25 protein-coding genes and 1 pseudogene are annotated in these 15,491 nt (G+C 47.4%); all 26 read right to left on the reverse strand.

The window, feature by feature from the left end; all coding sequences use genetic code 11:
• Window positions 1-204: 204 nt before the first annotated feature.
• Window positions 205-1,044, reverse strand: a complete 840-nt coding sequence (locus HCR01_RS20450; RefSeq protein ID WP_193197929.1) for a CDP-diacylglycerol diphosphatase — start codon at window positions 1,042-1,044, stop codon at window positions 205-207.
• Between the two features lie 322 nt (window positions 1,045-1,366).
• Window positions 1,367-1,738 (reverse strand): hypothetical protein, encoded by a 372-nt coding sequence (locus HCR01_RS40465; protein WP_320073141.1) that lies wholly within the window; start codon window positions 1,736-1,738, stop codon window positions 1,367-1,369.
• Window positions 1,738-2,496 (reverse strand): transposase, encoded by a 759-nt coding sequence (locus HCR01_RS20455; protein WP_320073149.1) that lies wholly within the window; start codon window positions 2,494-2,496, stop codon window positions 1,738-1,740. Before HCR01_RS20455 ends, HCR01_RS40465 begins: the two co-directional genes overlap by 1 nt.
• Before the next feature lie 11 nt (window positions 2,497-2,507).
• Window positions 2,508-2,726, reverse strand: a complete 219-nt coding sequence (locus HCR01_RS20460; RefSeq protein ID WP_193197930.1) for a hypothetical protein — start codon at window positions 2,724-2,726, stop codon at window positions 2,508-2,510.
• A 304-nt stretch (window positions 2,727-3,030) separates the two neighbouring features.
• Entirely contained in the window at window positions 3,031-3,651 is a 621-nt protein-coding gene (locus HCR01_RS20465) for a prolyl oligopeptidase family serine peptidase (RefSeq protein ID WP_413773956.1), read from the reverse strand.
• A 104-nt stretch (window positions 3,652-3,755) separates the two neighbouring features.
• Window positions 3,756-4,025: a nuclear transport factor 2 family protein gene (locus HCR01_RS20470; protein ID WP_226889474.1), complete on the reverse strand. Its 270-nt coding sequence runs from the start codon at window positions 4,023-4,025 to the stop codon at window positions 3,756-3,758.
• Complete coding sequence (locus HCR01_RS38855; protein ID WP_226889475.1) at window positions 3,998-4,144, reverse strand: hypothetical protein; 147 nt, start codon at window positions 4,142-4,144, stop codon at window positions 3,998-4,000. Before HCR01_RS38855 ends, HCR01_RS20470 begins: the two co-directional genes overlap by 28 nt.
• A gap of 51 nt (window positions 4,145-4,195) precedes the next feature.
• A complete protein-coding gene (locus tag HCR01_RS20475) occupies window positions 4,196-4,495 on the reverse strand; it encodes a hypothetical protein (RefSeq protein ID WP_193197931.1) in 300 nt (99 codons plus the stop codon).
• Window positions 4,496-4,512: 17 nt separating this feature from the next.
• Window positions 4,513-5,031 carry a peptidoglycan-binding domain-containing protein gene (locus HCR01_RS20480; protein WP_193197932.1) on the reverse strand — a complete coding sequence of 173 codons (519 nt, stop codon included), beginning with the start codon at window positions 5,029-5,031 and terminating at the stop codon, window positions 4,513-4,515.
• Between the two features lie 26 nt (window positions 5,032-5,057).
• Window positions 5,058-5,681: an SgcJ/EcaC family oxidoreductase gene (locus HCR01_RS20485; protein WP_320073142.1), complete on the reverse strand. Its 624-nt coding sequence runs from the start codon at window positions 5,679-5,681 to the stop codon at window positions 5,058-5,060.
• Window positions 5,678-6,091 (reverse strand): RidA family protein, encoded by a 414-nt coding sequence (locus HCR01_RS20490; protein WP_226889476.1) that lies wholly within the window; start codon window positions 6,089-6,091, stop codon window positions 5,678-5,680. The genes HCR01_RS20485 and HCR01_RS20490 overlap by 4 nt, the downstream gene beginning before the upstream one ends.
• Before the next feature lie 66 nt (window positions 6,092-6,157).
• Entirely contained in the window at window positions 6,158-6,535 is a 378-nt protein-coding gene (locus HCR01_RS20495; protein WP_193197934.1) for a hypothetical protein, read from the reverse strand.
• A 69-nt stretch (window positions 6,536-6,604) separates the two neighbouring features.
• On the reverse strand, window positions 6,605-6,853 hold the full coding sequence (locus HCR01_RS38860; protein WP_226889477.1) for a hypothetical protein: 249 nt from the start codon (window positions 6,851-6,853) through the stop codon (window positions 6,605-6,607).
• A 42-nt stretch (window positions 6,854-6,895) separates the two neighbouring features.
• On the reverse strand, window positions 6,896-7,549 hold the full coding sequence (locus HCR01_RS20500) for a zinc-binding dehydrogenase (protein WP_226889478.1): 654 nt from the start codon (window positions 7,547-7,549) through the stop codon (window positions 6,896-6,898).
• Window positions 7,550-7,711: 162 nt separating this feature from the next.
• Window positions 7,712-8,503 carry a CPBP family intramembrane glutamic endopeptidase gene (locus tag HCR01_RS20505; RefSeq protein WP_193197935.1) on the reverse strand — a complete coding sequence of 264 codons (792 nt, stop codon included), beginning with the start codon at window positions 8,501-8,503 and terminating at the stop codon, window positions 7,712-7,714.
• Window positions 8,504-8,531: 28 nt separating this feature from the next.
• Entirely contained in the window at window positions 8,532-9,269 is a 738-nt protein-coding gene (locus HCR01_RS20510; protein ID WP_193197936.1) for a CPBP family intramembrane glutamic endopeptidase, read from the reverse strand.
• Between the two features lie 17 nt (window positions 9,270-9,286).
• On the reverse strand, window positions 9,287-10,384 hold the full coding sequence (locus tag HCR01_RS20515; protein WP_193197937.1) for an alpha/beta hydrolase family esterase: 1,098 nt from the start codon (window positions 10,382-10,384) through the stop codon (window positions 9,287-9,289).
• A 58-nt stretch (window positions 10,385-10,442) separates the two neighbouring features.
• A complete protein-coding gene (locus HCR01_RS20520; protein WP_193197938.1) occupies window positions 10,443-11,042 on the reverse strand; it encodes a TMEM175 family protein in 600 nt (199 codons plus the stop codon).
• 48 nt (window positions 11,043-11,090) lie between these two features.
• Window positions 11,091-12,032, reverse strand: a complete 942-nt coding sequence (locus HCR01_RS20525; protein WP_193197939.1) for a DUF5996 family protein — start codon at window positions 12,030-12,032, stop codon at window positions 11,091-11,093.
• Window positions 12,033-12,102: 70 nt separating this feature from the next.
• Entirely contained in the window at window positions 12,103-12,378 is a 276-nt protein-coding gene (locus HCR01_RS20530) for a UBP-type zinc finger domain-containing protein (RefSeq protein WP_193197940.1), read from the reverse strand.
• A gap of 130 nt (window positions 12,379-12,508) precedes the next feature.
• Window positions 12,509-12,910 (reverse strand): RidA family protein, encoded by a 402-nt coding sequence (locus HCR01_RS20535; RefSeq protein WP_193197941.1) that lies wholly within the window; start codon window positions 12,908-12,910, stop codon window positions 12,509-12,511.
• A gap of 34 nt (window positions 12,911-12,944) precedes the next feature.
• A complete protein-coding gene (locus HCR01_RS20540; RefSeq protein ID WP_193197942.1) occupies window positions 12,945-13,535 on the reverse strand; it encodes an ester cyclase in 591 nt (196 codons plus the stop codon).
• Window positions 13,536-13,611: 76 nt separating this feature from the next.
• Window positions 13,612-13,767 (reverse strand): hypothetical protein, encoded by a 156-nt coding sequence (locus HCR01_RS38865; RefSeq protein ID WP_226889479.1) that lies wholly within the window; start codon window positions 13,765-13,767, stop codon window positions 13,612-13,614.
• A 17-nt stretch (window positions 13,768-13,784) separates the two neighbouring features.
• The gene (locus tag HCR01_RS20550) at window positions 13,785-14,180 is read right to left on the reverse strand and encodes a RidA family protein (protein WP_193197943.1); all 396 of its coding nucleotides are present in this window, start codon (window positions 14,178-14,180) and stop codon (window positions 13,785-13,787) included.
• Between the two features lie 56 nt (window positions 14,181-14,236).
• Window positions 14,237-14,983 carry an alpha/beta hydrolase gene (locus tag HCR01_RS20555; protein WP_193197944.1) on the reverse strand — a complete coding sequence of 249 codons (747 nt, stop codon included), beginning with the start codon at window positions 14,981-14,983 and terminating at the stop codon, window positions 14,237-14,239.
• An 82-nt stretch (window positions 14,984-15,065) separates the two neighbouring features.
• A pseudogene (locus HCR01_RS20560) lies at window positions 15,066-15,410 on the reverse strand (cupin domain-containing protein); the annotation flags it as partial.
• Window positions 15,411-15,491 lie beyond the last annotated feature (81 nt).

The raw sequence follows: 15,491 nt of genomic DNA on the forward strand, positions 1-15,491 counted from the left end.
TTTTATCTACCGAAATTTCGTTTTTGAAGCCGTTTCTCTCAAAATACTCATTGCCACCAATTAATTCTTCAACAGTTATGTGGATGCCTAAGTCAGAGAGGTGACTTTCTGGCTTAGGCATCCACATAGTACACAACGTGTAAAATTTAACTCTAATTCTTCTGCTTAATTGTTTGTTACATACTTATAAATTTTATCCACGACTTACTTACAATCTTCGTCAAGTAACTTCTCAGCAGCCGCTTGATAACCACCACTACTTTCTGTGTTCATAATATAAAATCCTCCCTTGCTTCTTTTGGCTACAGCAATACTTTGATCAGCCATATTTTGTGATGAATGCAAGGATTTTTTTACCAGATAAAAAGGATTATTACTCGCTTCGAGAGAATTATTAGTTAACTTCATTATATTATATTTATTATTATCTAAAGTTAAAATGAAATTTTTAAAACTTCCACTAGGAATATTATTATCATTTTGCTCAAGTTTTTTACTCACTTTTTTATTAATGCAAGAAATATGAATGTGTAATTGATCCTGACCACGCGCTTGTTTGGAATTAATAGCCAATCCATATTGATCTGGGTTTTTTATCTTAGGTTTTACTTGTGGTATGTAAGTTTTAGCAGCTTCCCATGCATATTGCCAATAATATGGTTTGTTTAGCGTGGATATACTAAGATTTTCTATACCTGTGATTTTATCAGTTGGGAGTAATAAATATTCAACTGAATGACTTCCATTTGCCACAACATATCTATTGTTAAGATCCACATATAAGCATGGGTCTGGCTTAGGAGGATTGCCTTGCTGGTTTGCTACACATTTTTGAACTTTTTCCCAAAGAAAATCTCTCCCGTTACTACCTAATACCTGAGAATTAAAAATAGTATCTAAACTGAGTCCTGTTAAAGTAGTTAACAATATGTTCAATAAATATTTATTTTTATATTTTATTGATTTACATTTGTCTTGATTCTGCAAAAATGAATTATTAAATAAGTTAATAAAAGTTGATTTTGATATTAAAAAAATATTCATTATACCTCCTGTAAGGATTTAGACATATCTTCTATGTAGGCATCAAAAATTATTGACAACTAATTTTCAATGGCTGCCAGATGAATTTATTTTGCCTAAATAAAATTGAAAATTCAAGTTTAGATATTTAAATATTTAGACATAAGTAAATCGTGGAAAAAATTTATAAGTATGTAATGAATAATTAAGGAGAAGGATCAGAACTAAATTTTACACGTTGTGTACTGTATTTTTCCTTTTCTCCTCTTGTTTGAATTCCATCCATGATAGCATATCCCTCTTCTGTCACTCTCCGGAATAAGCAAGTAGTTTAGGAGCTAAATCATCCAGAAGCATAACAGGGTTTATATTGATTCATTGCGGCAATTAAATGATTGAATCCCAGCAATAAATGTGAATTAGGGAAAATACTTAACCAGGGATAAATTAACCAAAATAGTAAAAGTGGTTGGATAATGAGACGCAGATTGTTTAAAGTGTTCTTCCATCCAGATTCATGGTTCCATTGCGGATGGTTAGAAAAATCCACCTCACTATTTTCTTGTACCTCAGTCTCAAGTTGATGAGATTTATTTAAGCTTAAGAAGACTGGAGAATTTAAAGTGATCAACGTGTAAACACAAAAAATAATCTCCCACCCTTCGGGTTCGCCAGTCGCTACAACGGGGGGAACCCCCGCAACGCGCTGGCTCATCACCTCTCAATATGTTGGAAATTAGTAAAACGGTAATCTGTCCAACCTAGTTCCTGTTTACACTGTCGAAATCCATATTCGACCCAGGTTCTTAATCCATATAAGTCACCTAAGATTTTCTTGAGATTACCTTGCAGATTCGTCATCACAAAGGAGGTAGAATTTTCTGGCATGGTTTCTGGGTCAGTAGTTATTTCCCAGTAAGTTATGGCTCTTTTTTTACCATAAATTATTTCCCTAATATATCTTGTTTCTGATTTTTGATTACTAAATGTTCTCTCAAATTTACACCACTTATTTGCCCTAACGCTTTGCCCTGCTGGTAACCAGACTCCATGATTACTTCTAATTGATACTACATAACTTAATTTATATTCAGCTACTTTTCTAATAAATTGACTACTTTCACCCTCCGGGTTCGCAGTCGCTTCAAGTCGGCAAAGCTGCCCAACGCGCTGCTCACCATACAAACTATCAGCCAGCACTAATTCAATATTGAACCCTGACTCCATTAATTCTGTAATTATCTCTGATGCTAACTCTATTTTAGTTTTATATTTATCTGACTCTTTTAATGTTCCTTTTGGTTTAAATATTTTGACGATTAATGGAAAAGTTATATTAGCATAAACTCCATAAGCATTGACTGAAACTATTCCATTATCTACTTTCCCCACGCTTCCTAAATATTGTCTAGCTACATAATCAGTTTTTTTACCTTTTTTCCTATCTCCTGTTTCATCTATTACTAATGTAATTGCCCGACCATCTAGTCGAACGGCACCTCAAGCCGGGCGCATTTGAAGGTGTCGTTGGCGAAGGCCTTAGCGTCGTCATCCGTGGTGGCATAGCCCTCGCACGAGCCGAAGGTCAGCTTCTGGTCGTAGAAGCGTTTCAACTTTGCAGGGATCTTTCCTCCTGGCTCTGACGGGTGCCCGAATGTGGGCTGGCCGCAGGCACTAAGAACCAATATCACCGCCCCAATCATTAGCGAGCTTCGGACGTGGGGCTTGTGAGTAAGCATGGTTCTCCTCTTAGCGGGAACCGTTGGCTCTGAGCCGTGCGTGGGTAGACCACGATCTCGCTTGTGGTTAGAAGAAATGTGAGACATGGGGATAAACTCCTTCGAGCTAGTTTTTGATGGGTTCACATATCAACGGGGTCATCGATGACCCCACCAAAGCGCGGACTGTAAATTAATTTGTTAGGACTTACGCCTTGACGGAAATAGAGTGGTGTGAGGCGTTACGCTTCCTCGATTAGTTCGACGTATGTTGATTTGTTTGACGCGATCACTTCACTGGCTTCACATCCAGCCCCGTCCAATGAGCGGCAAAAGCCCACATATCCGCCGTTTCCTCAATGATCTTGTCCGTGGGCTTGCCCGCTCCATGTCCCGCGCGTGTCTCGATGCGGACAAAGTGCGGCTTGAGTCCGATACCCGCTGCCTGGAGCGCGGCGACATATTTGAAGCTATGACCCGGCACCACGCGATCGTCCGTGTCGGCAGTGGTGGCGAGGATTGCGGGATATGCCTTGCCAGATTGGATGTTGTGATAAGGCGAATATTTCAAGAAATTACGGAAATCCGCTTCGTGTGCCGGAGGCCCAAACTCGTCTACCCATGTTTTCCCGCTCGTGAATTGATCGAAGCCGAGCATGTCCATGACACCGACCTGGGGCAGCGAGGCGGCGAACAAATCCGGTCGCTGATTGACCACAGCGCCGATCAGGAGTCCGCCATTCGATCCACCCTGAATCGCCAAGCCGTCTTGGGGCGTGATTCCCTGCGCCTTCAGGTACTCGCCTGCTGCGATGAAATCGTCGAAGACATTCTGCTTGTTCTGACGACGACCTGCTTCGTGCCATGCCTTGCCATATTCGGAGCCGCCGCGAATGTTGGCGATCGCCATCGCCTAAAAGGAAGGTCTGACCGCAACCGATCGGATTCGATTACCTTGTTCAGGTTTTGTTCTCGTAGGTGATCAGAAAAAAATTTCACAGTAATCGATTCCTTTTACGCTGCATTGCTGGTTTCATCCTTGACTTCGGTGAATGCTTTTAATTCGACCATCTTGCCGCCGCGAAAGCGCCAGACATCGCAGTACGAGTAATGAGTCGCCCTCCCGTCTTTGTCCTTCAGGGTGAGGTCGCCCAGTGCCGTGACGAAATCCCCCTCAGCGATTAAGTTCGCAACGATATTTAAAGGCGGTTCCACATACTCTGTTACCATCCATTGACGAACGGCTTCTTTTCCGTTCAGGGCTTGTCGCCGACAAATGTCCATTCCGTGTCGTCGGCGCAGAACGACAAGAATCCTTCATAGTTGCCTTGGGCGATCGCCGCGTTTGCCGCTTCTAAAATTGCTTTATTGTTCTCTGACATCTGAATCTCTCCTCTGTTCAAAGCAACAAAGTGGTGTGAGTTGTTATGCTGTTGCCCCTCACTGGTTTACTTCTAGGGACTGGTAAACGGCTTACATTGAATCGCCTTCACATTTCGCAGATAGTCCAACTGTGGCTCGAAGTCAGTCGGACAGAAGACATAAACATTGTCCTGAGATCGGCTAATGACTAAACGGTAGCTGGGTGGAATCCCTTCAGAACTTTCGATCACTTCGATTCTGGGAATCACTTGTGAACTGACTTGAGCCAGGGATGGAAAATTGAACAGTAGGAGTACGCCGAACAGAATTGTGATTGCGATTGTGATTGTAGTTGTAGTTGTGATTTTGGTTGAAAGAATCTTTCGGTTCATTAGAAATCTTCTGTAGCTTATGGTTGTGTAATGTTCTGTTGTTTCCAGGGAAGCGGGGATCGATAGGGGTTTTCGTGCATATCCAGGACTTCCCAGGTGGTTGGATTGACTCGCCCTGTAACTGGGATTCTGTATCGTCTCTGGAGATCGCGTACCGCAGACGCTGTGACCGCACCAAAGATGCCATCGACGAGCGCCCCTTTTGGATTGCCTAACCTCACACCTGCGGCTCCTAAAAAGCCATTGTCTTGAAGGATGCGCTGTAACAATTGCACGTTTCTGCCGCGATCGCCTTGGCGTAAGGTAGGTAAGGTTAAATCAGTGTAGGCAGTGGCGATCAGAATGGGGGAGGTTTGTTGTGGTGGAATGCTGTGTGCGATCTGCGCTGACGCTCGTTCGCGTAGCGTGTCGTAGACAAGACTCGCTAATGCTTCGCAAACGCAGCAGCGCTTCGTCGCGATCGCGGGATGAGTGAATGAACCTCCGAGCAATCCTGTTGCGATCGTTAGTACTCCGAAAATGAGTTGAGGTTTCATGATTGTCCTCCTGATGGAGATTGGTTTTATTTCGCATCAATTTGCGTCGGAGTGATTACTCCACTCGCTTTGAGACCTGCAACGAGGTCGGTCACTTGACGTTGAGCCTCTGCACTCAGGGAGTCAAAGTCGTCTAAGAAGAATTGACGTTCTAGCGTTAACTTCCGGGTATTGAGCAACCCTTCGATCTGCCAACCTTCGTCGCATTTCGTTACGACGTATAGCGGCAGCGAATCTCGTGACGGTGAAGTTTCAGTTTGTCCGGGCAGTATTACCCTGATAATTACGTGCATGAGCGCGAGTTGCGAGTTCACGAAGCGGACAAAATTCACCTCACCCTCCAGGCATGTTCCTTTGATAACCGTGTCGAACGCTTGCTGATGAAATGCAGCGATTTCTTTTCGACCCTTGAGATGTGTGCCCTCGAACGTGAGGAAATCGGCAGTTTTGCTGAACGGGGCAGCAAAGCCTTCCCCGCTACCTCGATTCCAAGCATCAATCATCTGGTGAAGGAAAGCACGGATTGCCGACTCGTCAGCATTAGTGGTGGTTTGAGCTGTTTGTGAATTCACAGTCTTGAGTTCTCCTTTTAAGTGATAGACCAGTTTTCGAGCAGCATAAATTGTGTTATTAACGCTTGCAAAACTCACGGAACAATTGCAGTCACGCGAATTTCAATCCGCATCGTGGGTAGTCCAAGCGCCGCGACTCCTACCTGTGTCCAGATTGGAGCGTGCTTGGGCATATAATGACGAAATAGCTTGGACATCACTTCGTTAACCTCCGGGGGGAACCCGCCAACATGGTAAGAATTAACGTGAACCACATGCTCCCAACCCGCACCAGCCGTCGCCAAGATTCGCTCGACGTTCCGGAACGCCTGAGCAATCTCGTCTGCAAGCGATTCGGTAATTTGCAGATTGTCATCCCAGCCGCCTTGCCCTGATATCTCCACTCGATTGTCAATTTTTACCGCTTGCGAGTAATGCAATTGATTTAACAGATATTCCCCATAACCAGGGGTAACAAAAAACTTGGGCTTATTCATGGTGTTCCTCATGTAGTACGTTTGACTCTATCTCGCGTTGCTGAAACGAGTTTGTTTCGGCATCATCCGATTTAGACCCTAATGTTCAGAATTCACTTGCCATGTAATCACAATGATTTCTGCAAACAGTAAGACAACTATTAGCCGCGAAAACGCTTGTAAAATGGCTTCCATTGCCCAGTTCTGACTCTGAACTTCCCAGAGCATCCAAACAATATTGAATCCAATCACCAACCAGGGTAGAATTACCGCTGAATTCCGCCTGCGATAGAAGCGAATCGCTGTCTCACGCCAAAATGGAAAGGTACTGAGAATACAAGCGATGTAGGACGCTCCTGCACTAATGAAAAAGCTTGTTTGAAGACTCGAAGGCAGGTTTGGGTATCCAAGCGCGATCGCTGTCAGACAAACTCCCAGCGCGAGATACAGGAAAGTAAACAAGGTAAATTGTTTCATTCTTTGCAAATAAAGCTCAACGATAATCTATTCCTATGTGGCTGACATGACTCAGCCGATGAACAACAATTAGTCCACATGCAGCACAGCCTTACCTGAAAATCTGCGCCCGATCAAATCAGCCGACGTTACGTCTGCTTCACGCCACGAAACTGCTCGATCAATATGCGTTTTGAGCCGCCCCTGCTCAACTAACCTCAGCAGACGAGCCAGCCCAGAACTAGCACTTTCCATCTCTACTTCGGTGTACAGCGTGAACCCGTAAAGCGTGCGCTGTCCTCCATTCTCGGAATAGAAGTCTGCCAGGGACAGCTTCATCTCGTTGCCGCTGCTACTGCCATAACAAACGCAGGTGCCTCCTTAAGCCAAAAACGCAGTTAGCTTCCTGACCAATTCACCTCCTACTCCATCGACAATCAGTCGATAAGGCGCGAACTGCTCGGCTTCTTGCCCGGTCTCGGTCACCACCACTTCATCCGCGCCGTAATCTCCGACAAATGCTTCTTGCGCTGGCTGACGAATTTGGGCAACGACGCTGGCTCCCATCATCCGAGCAAGCTGCATGGCGAAGAGTCCCACTCCCCCTGTTGCCCCTGTGATCAGCACCCGACTTCCTAGTAAACGAGATCCCTTTTCCACTGCATACAGTGCTGTTAACCCCGCGACGGGCAGTGTGGCGGCATCGGTATGTGATATGCTCTGGGGAATAATAGCCAGAAAGCGAGTCGAAATTGCTACATATTCTGCCCAGCCCTCCGAGCGGATGGAGAGGGCGACAATGTTTGTCCCTGTGGGTGGACCGCTGCCGTCCTGTGCTGTTTGTTCAACAACGCCAACGACATCCCAGCCAATTGGAGTGCCAAGTGGGTCATTTTGCGATCGCTTAAGTTCGCCCCGATTCATCGAAAATGCCTTGACGCGAATCAAGCACTCGTTAGCCTTCGGAGTAGGAACTTCAGTGTCTTGAAAGGTGAGGTTGCCAACGGCATCTGGTGAACTCACGAGTCTACGCATCGCAATATCCTTGTGTGTAGAGGGCTATGGTTTCATGTTCTAGATAGAACTGTTTCAATCAACTCGCTGTATATCCACCATTGATCGCTAAGGGTTGTCCCGTGATATAGCTAGTGGATCGGTTTAGGGTGAAGCAATCGTGAAATCACTTTAGAAAAAAACTTAGACAAATCTTGCCAGCAAAAGACTAAGAGCAAAGGAAAAGGCATGAAAGCTGATATGGGCTAACATTGCAGCTTCTAGCGAATATTTCCAAAAGAGCCAGCCAAACGCAATCCCCACAATTCCATTCAGTAACAACGCCCGAATAATCACAACTGGAGTGAGGGAAACGATCGCGGCAGTTGCGGGCAGGTGTAGTAGTCCAAATACCAACGCGGCTAGAACGATCGCACCCTGGTAAATCCCTTGACCTGGCAACGTAACGCCTTGTTTTAGACCTTTCCACGCAATCCAAACAAGCAGCGACATTAAACCCCAGCGCATCAAAATTTCCTCAGTGATGCCGCCATAAAGCATTGCTGTAAGTGAACTCAGCCAATTTGGTTCTGTGTTATTGGATGCCTGTAGCGCTTCAGGTAGGACAGGTTGCATCAACCGATCGAGCAACAAGAGAACGATCGTCGCCGCTACACCTACACCCAAGCTCCATTGCATCTCAACGGCAAAAGATGGAGACTTAGCGATGTGAAACACCCAATGATCAATCAAATGGGAACGTAATCCAACACGATAGGCACAACCAATTCCGATTAGAATGCTGATTGCCAGTAGAATTGAATACTGTAGTCCTTGCAGAAGCATTAAAATCCACAATGGAGGCACTTTTTCCAGTGTTTCTGGAGACAGTTTCGCTAACTGTTGCTCGACTAAAGGAATAGACGCGATCGTAGACATCACAATTCCCACACTACCCAATACAAATAAAATGCCGAATTGTTTCAAAATTGCCATTGGCTTAATCTCCAGATGATCCGTCCTATCAGCCCATGCCAGCAGCTATCATCACCTGAATTGTGGGCAAGTTGAAAACGACGTGAACGACAACAGCAGTCCAGACTGATCCACTACGGCGGTAGATTTCGGCAGTGGCAAGACCCGCTACCACAGCCGCAGGAAAGACAATATTGATGCCGTGAGTGATCGCGAAGATCAAGGTGCTGCCCACGACTGCGATAATCGGACAACTGTAGCGGAGCAGAACAGTAGTGATCACACCCCGGAAGAGCAACTCCTCGCCAAGGGGGGTGAGAAAACCAAAAAACACCGTAGCCAGAACCAGAGATAGCACCCCGCCACTGCCACCCTGAGCGTACACCCCCTGAATATTTTCGGTGTTCCCAGTAATCTGAATCCAGACCAGAATCGCCAGTCCTTTGAGGACGAAAGCAACCAGTCCGACTCCGACTCCAATGAGGAGCCACCGCCGGGAGGTTCGACGAACGCCGAAGGGTCTGAGGGAACGAATGCGTAGCAGCACAGCGGCTGCAAACCCTGCAATGCCAGCGATACCAGACAGAGCGCTGAAGACCAGTCCGTAAACCACAGGATCGAGTCCGAGCCGCGAGAGTTGCGAGCCGCCCACAAACCCAACGAAAAGGACGACAAGGCCAACAATGCATTCGGGCAAACCTGGACGGGGAACCTTGTTAGGTTGAGACGAGGATGCGGCAGTCTTTCCTAAGTCCGGCGGGTGGTTAGAATGATGAACTTCTTTCAAAACGTTGCCCCGACTGACTACGACTTCGGATGGCGCTTAGCGAAATTCCAGATAATGGCACTGGCATCGGGACCAGCATGATCGATATAAATGCCGTTTCCAGCAGGTCCCGGCCAGACGTGTCCCATATCCTGGACGAGGTACGACTCAATGAGAGATGAACCGTCCGGCGCAGTGATGGTAGTGTGGGTGTACGAATGCTTGCCCTGTTCTGAAGGCACCGTTGTCGTCTTTTCGAGTAGGTTCAGGCTGTCGTTGAGCAGATCGTCATCAACAAAATCACTTACCGCAGTCCAGTGTGCAACCAGCCGAGTGGCAACGAGGGGCGGAACGACGGCATCCTCCTCACCTTGGATGACGAGTAGTGGCACCTGCCGCGCCCGATCGCCCATCTGCGACCACGCCTGACGTGCAGTGTAGTCTGGTGGCGTGGAATTAGGGTTGTCCGGGTTCACCTGGTTCAGTCCGTACTCGCCCCCTGCAACCGATGTCACCGTTGCGAAGACATCGGGGTAGGTCACGGCGAGAATAACGGCAGCACCCGCACCCGACGAGGCACCGGCGACATGCACTTGTGCTGGATCTGCGTTGTACGCCTCGACCACCTGTTGGGCAACGCCAGCGAGAAGCGCCGGTTCTCCGCTGTAGCGGTGCTGCTCTCGTGGGTCAGTCGAGTTCCAGCAATTGATCATGTTGCGAAACATCCGTTGTGTCGGGTAGACAACGATGAAGCCTTCGCTGTCAGCCAAGCGGTTGAACTGCGTTGTGGACTTCATTGAGTTCCATCCGTAACCCGTCATTCCGCAGCCGTGAATCGCCATGATCACTGGCAGTTTGATTGCGCCATCAAACTGAGGCGGAAGGTGAACCTGGTAACGCAGAGAACCGATATCGCTTTCGTACACATGATTGTGGTCTCCTGCCTGCATCCACCAGGGCAGCCCAAACTGGAAAGCCGCAGTGACGATGCCGATGGCGATCGCACCTGTGACGAGGATACTAGAGGTGATCCAGAGCGATCGCCATCGCCTACGAGGAAGGTCTGACCGCGATTGATCGGACTCGAACACTTCGTCCAGATTTCGTTCTTGCGGGTGATCAGAAAAAATTTTCATAGCGATCAATTCCTTTCATCCTTGTGCTGAATTTTCAGCCCGTGCCAGCAAATACCATTTATGAGTTCAACGTCTTTTCAATACGGCGATCGGGAATGAGCCACAGGACTGCAACCAGAACGTATAATGCACATGCAAGCCAAGGGGTTGCAAAAGCAAGTGGAATTGTAACTGCATAAATCAATACCGATAACTTGCCTTTAAAATCCCGACCCAGAGCGTTCGCAAGTGTGGAACCTTGACCGTGGTGAAAAATAAGTGTGCGGGTCAGAGTGAAGTAGGCGATAACCCTGACGGGATTCCTTCGGATCGCAGCCAGCAATAGAACCACACCATAAAGCGCCACAGGCAACGCAGCAAAGTGATTTTCACCCATCCATGCGGTGACAAAGGGAAATAATGATAACCAGAACAACAAATGTAGGTTTGCCCACAAAGTTGAACCATTCACTTGTCGGACTGCTTGAAACAGGTGATGGTGATTGTTCCAGTAGATACCAATATGCACGAAACTCAACACATAGCTTAGAAAGGTTGGAATCAGCAGACGTAGCGCAGCTAAATCTGACTCATGAGGTATTTTCAACTCCAGTACCATAATGGTGATGATAATAGCAATTACCCCATCACTGAATGCTTCTAACCTACCTTTAACCATTTTTGGGTATGCTCCTTGTCTGCTTCAGCAATTTGCAATTTGTTAGCCTTACACAGTTGGGGAACGCTCCAAGGCTACTCGATCCCAATGTCCTAAGTTGGCTGCTGCTTCATAGGTGCTTTGGAGAAAAGCAAGGAGCATTGCATCTGGATCGTCAGCTTGTCTCACTGCTTCATAGGGTAGGATAAACTCTTGCATCTCTGAGCTGTAAAAAGCTTCTCTGGGTTGGATCGGGTAATCACGGAAACCTTCCGGCGTAGGGTAAGCGTAAGCGTAAAAAACAGGCTCCACAATTGACCCACCCCCTGGCCAAAAGCCGCAACTACTAACTTCGTGTGAATAGGCTTCGCGCGTGACCCAATCTGCCATATTCGGAACCCCACCGGGATGTTCTGGCGCACGACGACCAGAGAAACGGGTCACAGCCAAGTCAAAGCTGCCCCAAAAGAAATGCACAGGGCTGGATTTACCAGTAAACTGTGAACGGAAGACGGTCATGATGCGATCGACTTGCACAAGAATTCGCCAGAATCGTTGTGCATATTCTGGATCATAAGCTGCGTGTTGATAGTCCTGATCGAACGGGATTGGTTCTGACACTTCTTGCGGCATTGTCCAGATTCGGACTTCGATGCCGATGTCGCTCAAGGTGGTCAGCACCGTTTGGTAAAAATCTGCAACAGAGCGAGGAGCCAGTGCAATTCTTTTAGCAATGCCGTCGCTAGTGTCGATTTGTAGTTGATGGTCGAGAAAATCAAAGCTAATTTGAAAGTTACGAGTTCCGCAAGGGATTGAAGCGGTTGTTAGTCCACGCGGTGTGACATAAAGAGTAGATTGCCACCAGTGATTGAGTTTAGGTGCCAGTGCCAACCGGATTTTACCGATGACTTGCGTCCATAGATGGAGAGTTGCACAGGTATCCTGCCAAGCTGCTAAGGGCAAACTGGGCCAAACGATGTCAATGGGAGTACTTTGATTAGAAACAGCCATGAAAATCACCCACATGAGGAGAACATGTTGAAGCAATGAGAAGGAAATCTAGATGAAATCAGAATCGCTATCAATAGTCTTTTCCCTGTTCATCTGCAAAACACCATAACCACTGCTCCCCCAATTCAGCCGAACTAACCACTGTATGACTGGTTGCTTCATAATGACGACGAGCATGTTGATGCTTAGAAGAATCACAGCACAGCATTTTGCCACAGGTTTGGCAAATCCGGAGGTGTACCCAGCGGCTATTTATTTTAATGCACTCTTCACAACGAAATACGGGATAGGCTGCTTTAGAAATCAGGTTTTCCGCAGTTAGATTGTTGAGATGTTCGCAGGTCATAGTTTTTTGGTATCCCTGGTAGAAAATAACAGTGAACAGAATGATTGAGGCTGATGTGAAATCCGAAATTAGGGCGTGTCCTTCTCCTCAGTGTAGTCGCCGAATCACCCCGTTGCCGCTTGTGCAAAATTCACGGAACAATTGCAGTAACGCGAATTTCAACACGCATTTTTGGAAGTGCAAGAGCTGCAACTCCTACCTCTGTCCAAATGGGGGCATGGTTGGGCATGTAATGACGAAATAGCTTGACCATCGCATCGTTAACCTCCGGGGGGAACCCGCCAACATGGTAAGAATTGACGTGGATAACATCCTCCCAACTTGCACCAGCCGTTGCTAAGGTTCGCTCTACGTTCCGAAATGCCTGAGCAATCTCGTCCGCGATCGCTTCGGGAATTTGCAGATTGTCATCAATGCCACCTTGTCCGGATATCTCCACTCGATTGTCAATTTTTACCGCTTGCGAGTAGTGCAATCTACTCAGCATGTTTTCCCCATAACCAGGGGTGACAAAAAACTCTGGCTTTTTCATGGTGTTCCTATTGATGAAAAGCTTGCTCTAACATTTAGTTGCTATGACTAGCACGTTCGATCAGTGCGTTTGAGGGCAAGCTCGGATTGAGTACCTTGCGCGCACTGTCAGCCCCTACAACGGGCAGCGTGCTCGGATCGAGCATGCCGAGTTGAACCAATACACTCGCCTGATCCCAATAGAGGTGTTCGTGGGCTAGCTTGCCATCACGGAACTGGACAATCGCTACCACTGCCACTTCAACCCGTTTCCCGGTCGGAGCAATACCAGGTAGCATCCACTCCATCTGGATGGTATGAGTGAACTTAGCCAGCATTTCATCGACGAGTCGATCCGTCCCGATCGTGCGCGAAATCGGAACTAGCTCGAGATCTGGCGGAATCTGGGGAATGAAGTCTTTGGAATAAAACTCACCCAATGCTGCTTTTCCGACTCCCCCAGTCATCACTGGAATGTGATTCACATAAGCGTCCTCAACCATCGTAGCGAGAGCATCTTCAGGGCTGTGAGTACCAAACTCGTGCCCGATATGCTCTTCCCAGACCGCTTGCAAGGCTTCCTGAGCGGGTGTCAGGCTTGGAGTTGCCTGTACTGCCTGTTTGTTTGCTGTTTGCTCTTTGACCATGTTGAATTCTCCTAAGTTCTATCTAAACTGTATTGATTCCAATGCTTGACTTCTTTCAGATTCTTACAATGATTCGTCAGATTCTTACGAGTTGCGCGTCTATCCGACACATCACACCCAGGGTGCCTGTCCGCTGGATGCGGTGAGTCCAAGACGCTATGCGATGGTGATGGAAAGTACGGATTGCGGACTCGTCAGCAGTAGTGGTGGTTTGAGCTGTTTGTGAATTCATAGTTTTGAGCGATCGGATTAGAGTGATGCGGTTGCCTCAATTTCAACCAATGTTTCTGGAGAAGCAAGTGAGGCAACACTGATACCAGTTATAGCGGGGCGAGAATCTTCCAGAAATTGTGCGAGAATCGGTGCGATCGCCTCCATATGTTCTCCAAGTTCGCCCCGGACATAGATGCGAAGGTGAAGCAAATTCTCTAGGGAGCTTCCCGCTGCATCCAGGACGATGGTTAGGTTAGTCAGCGCATTCTTGAGCTGCCCCTCGACGGTATGGGATGAAACTTGATAGTTCATATCCCAATCCACTTGACCAGAAACGTAAACAGTACCCGATGCGGTATCGACAACAGCGTGGGACAGTCCGTGCGGTCTGCCATCATAACGTTGTGGCGGATTGATCAGTTGCTTTCTCATGGTGTCTAAGTCCTTGGACGATGATTTGTTCAGATGCCTGTGATGAGCTTTCGCGGCTAGTCGCGCCCTGCGACAATAATCTTTTCTACTAGACCGATAGGATTAGAAAACATCACCTCATGACTACCCGGCATTTGCACGAGCCGAAATAGCCCCAAGCGGCTAGACATCCTGGGATGCCAACCCTCCTCCCCTTGAGGTAAGACATTGTCTTCTGTACAGTAGAGGTAGCTTTTGGGAATGGGCAGCGAGTAAAACTGCTTCAGGTCTAATTTGTCAATAAACGGTTGATACGGTTCAGGCGATAATTGCGCGTAGCTCGATTTCGCCAGGTCGAGGTCAGCATCGTTGAGAAACGCTTCTCGCCAAATCTCAAAAGGCATCGTTATCGTATTATCGTCCGATTCTCTCGCTAGCTTGTCGAATAACGCTTGAGTGTCAGGTGGGATGTTGTCTCTGAGGCTCTCACCATCATTGAGGACAAAGGCATTGAAGAAGATTAGCCGTCGAATCCGTTGCCTTTGGCCGGCGAAGCCATCGCTAATTGCTTCAGCAACTTTCGCAATAATGCTGCCACCAAAGCTATGTCCAAGTAGGACGATATCGGTTAAGTCTTTATCGACAATGTAATCGACGATCGATTGCACACATTGAGCATGGTTGACGTTTTTATTTACGCCTTTTCCATGTCCGGCAATGGTGGGAGCAAAAGCCTGATGACCTTTCGCTTCTAGATGTTGGATGACCGCGTTCCAAGCAGAACCATCATGCCATGAGCCGTGAACTAAGACAAAGGTTGACATTGGATGACTCCTTGCAATGCGGGATGAATATTCTGTTCTAATGACATTGAAAGTTTCTCCTTTGCTGTCTGCAACGAATTCATTACGTTTCTGTAGCAGCGGAAGGTAAAGTTCCAGGTGGCCCTAAAATTTCGTCGCCAATCTCGGCAGAAATCCGATCAACCAGCGCTATGTCTGATGTTTCTGTCTTGTCCAACGTACCTATTGCTTCAATTAACCGGGCAAAGCCACTGGGCGCAGCAGTCACCAATCCACGCGCTGGCTGATCACTGAGTGCAGCAATGACGTGGGGTGTGCCAACGGGAATCAGGAAGCTTTTACCTGTGCTGAGTACCAACTTTTGTTTGCCTGCCCAGACGGTGAACTCTCCTTCCAGCACGTATAGCTGCTCGGAATAGCGGGTGTGGCGATGGAGAGGAGTCTGTGCGCCAGGGGGAAATTATCCCTCGATTAGATCGTACTGCCCTCCGGTCATGGTGTGATCGGCAATGATGGTGAGTTGATGGTG

This window comes from Nostoc sp. MG11 (genome assembly GCF_014904695.1).
Taxonomy (GTDB): Bacteria; Cyanobacteriota; Cyanobacteriia; order Cyanobacteriales; family Nostocaceae; genus Komarekiella.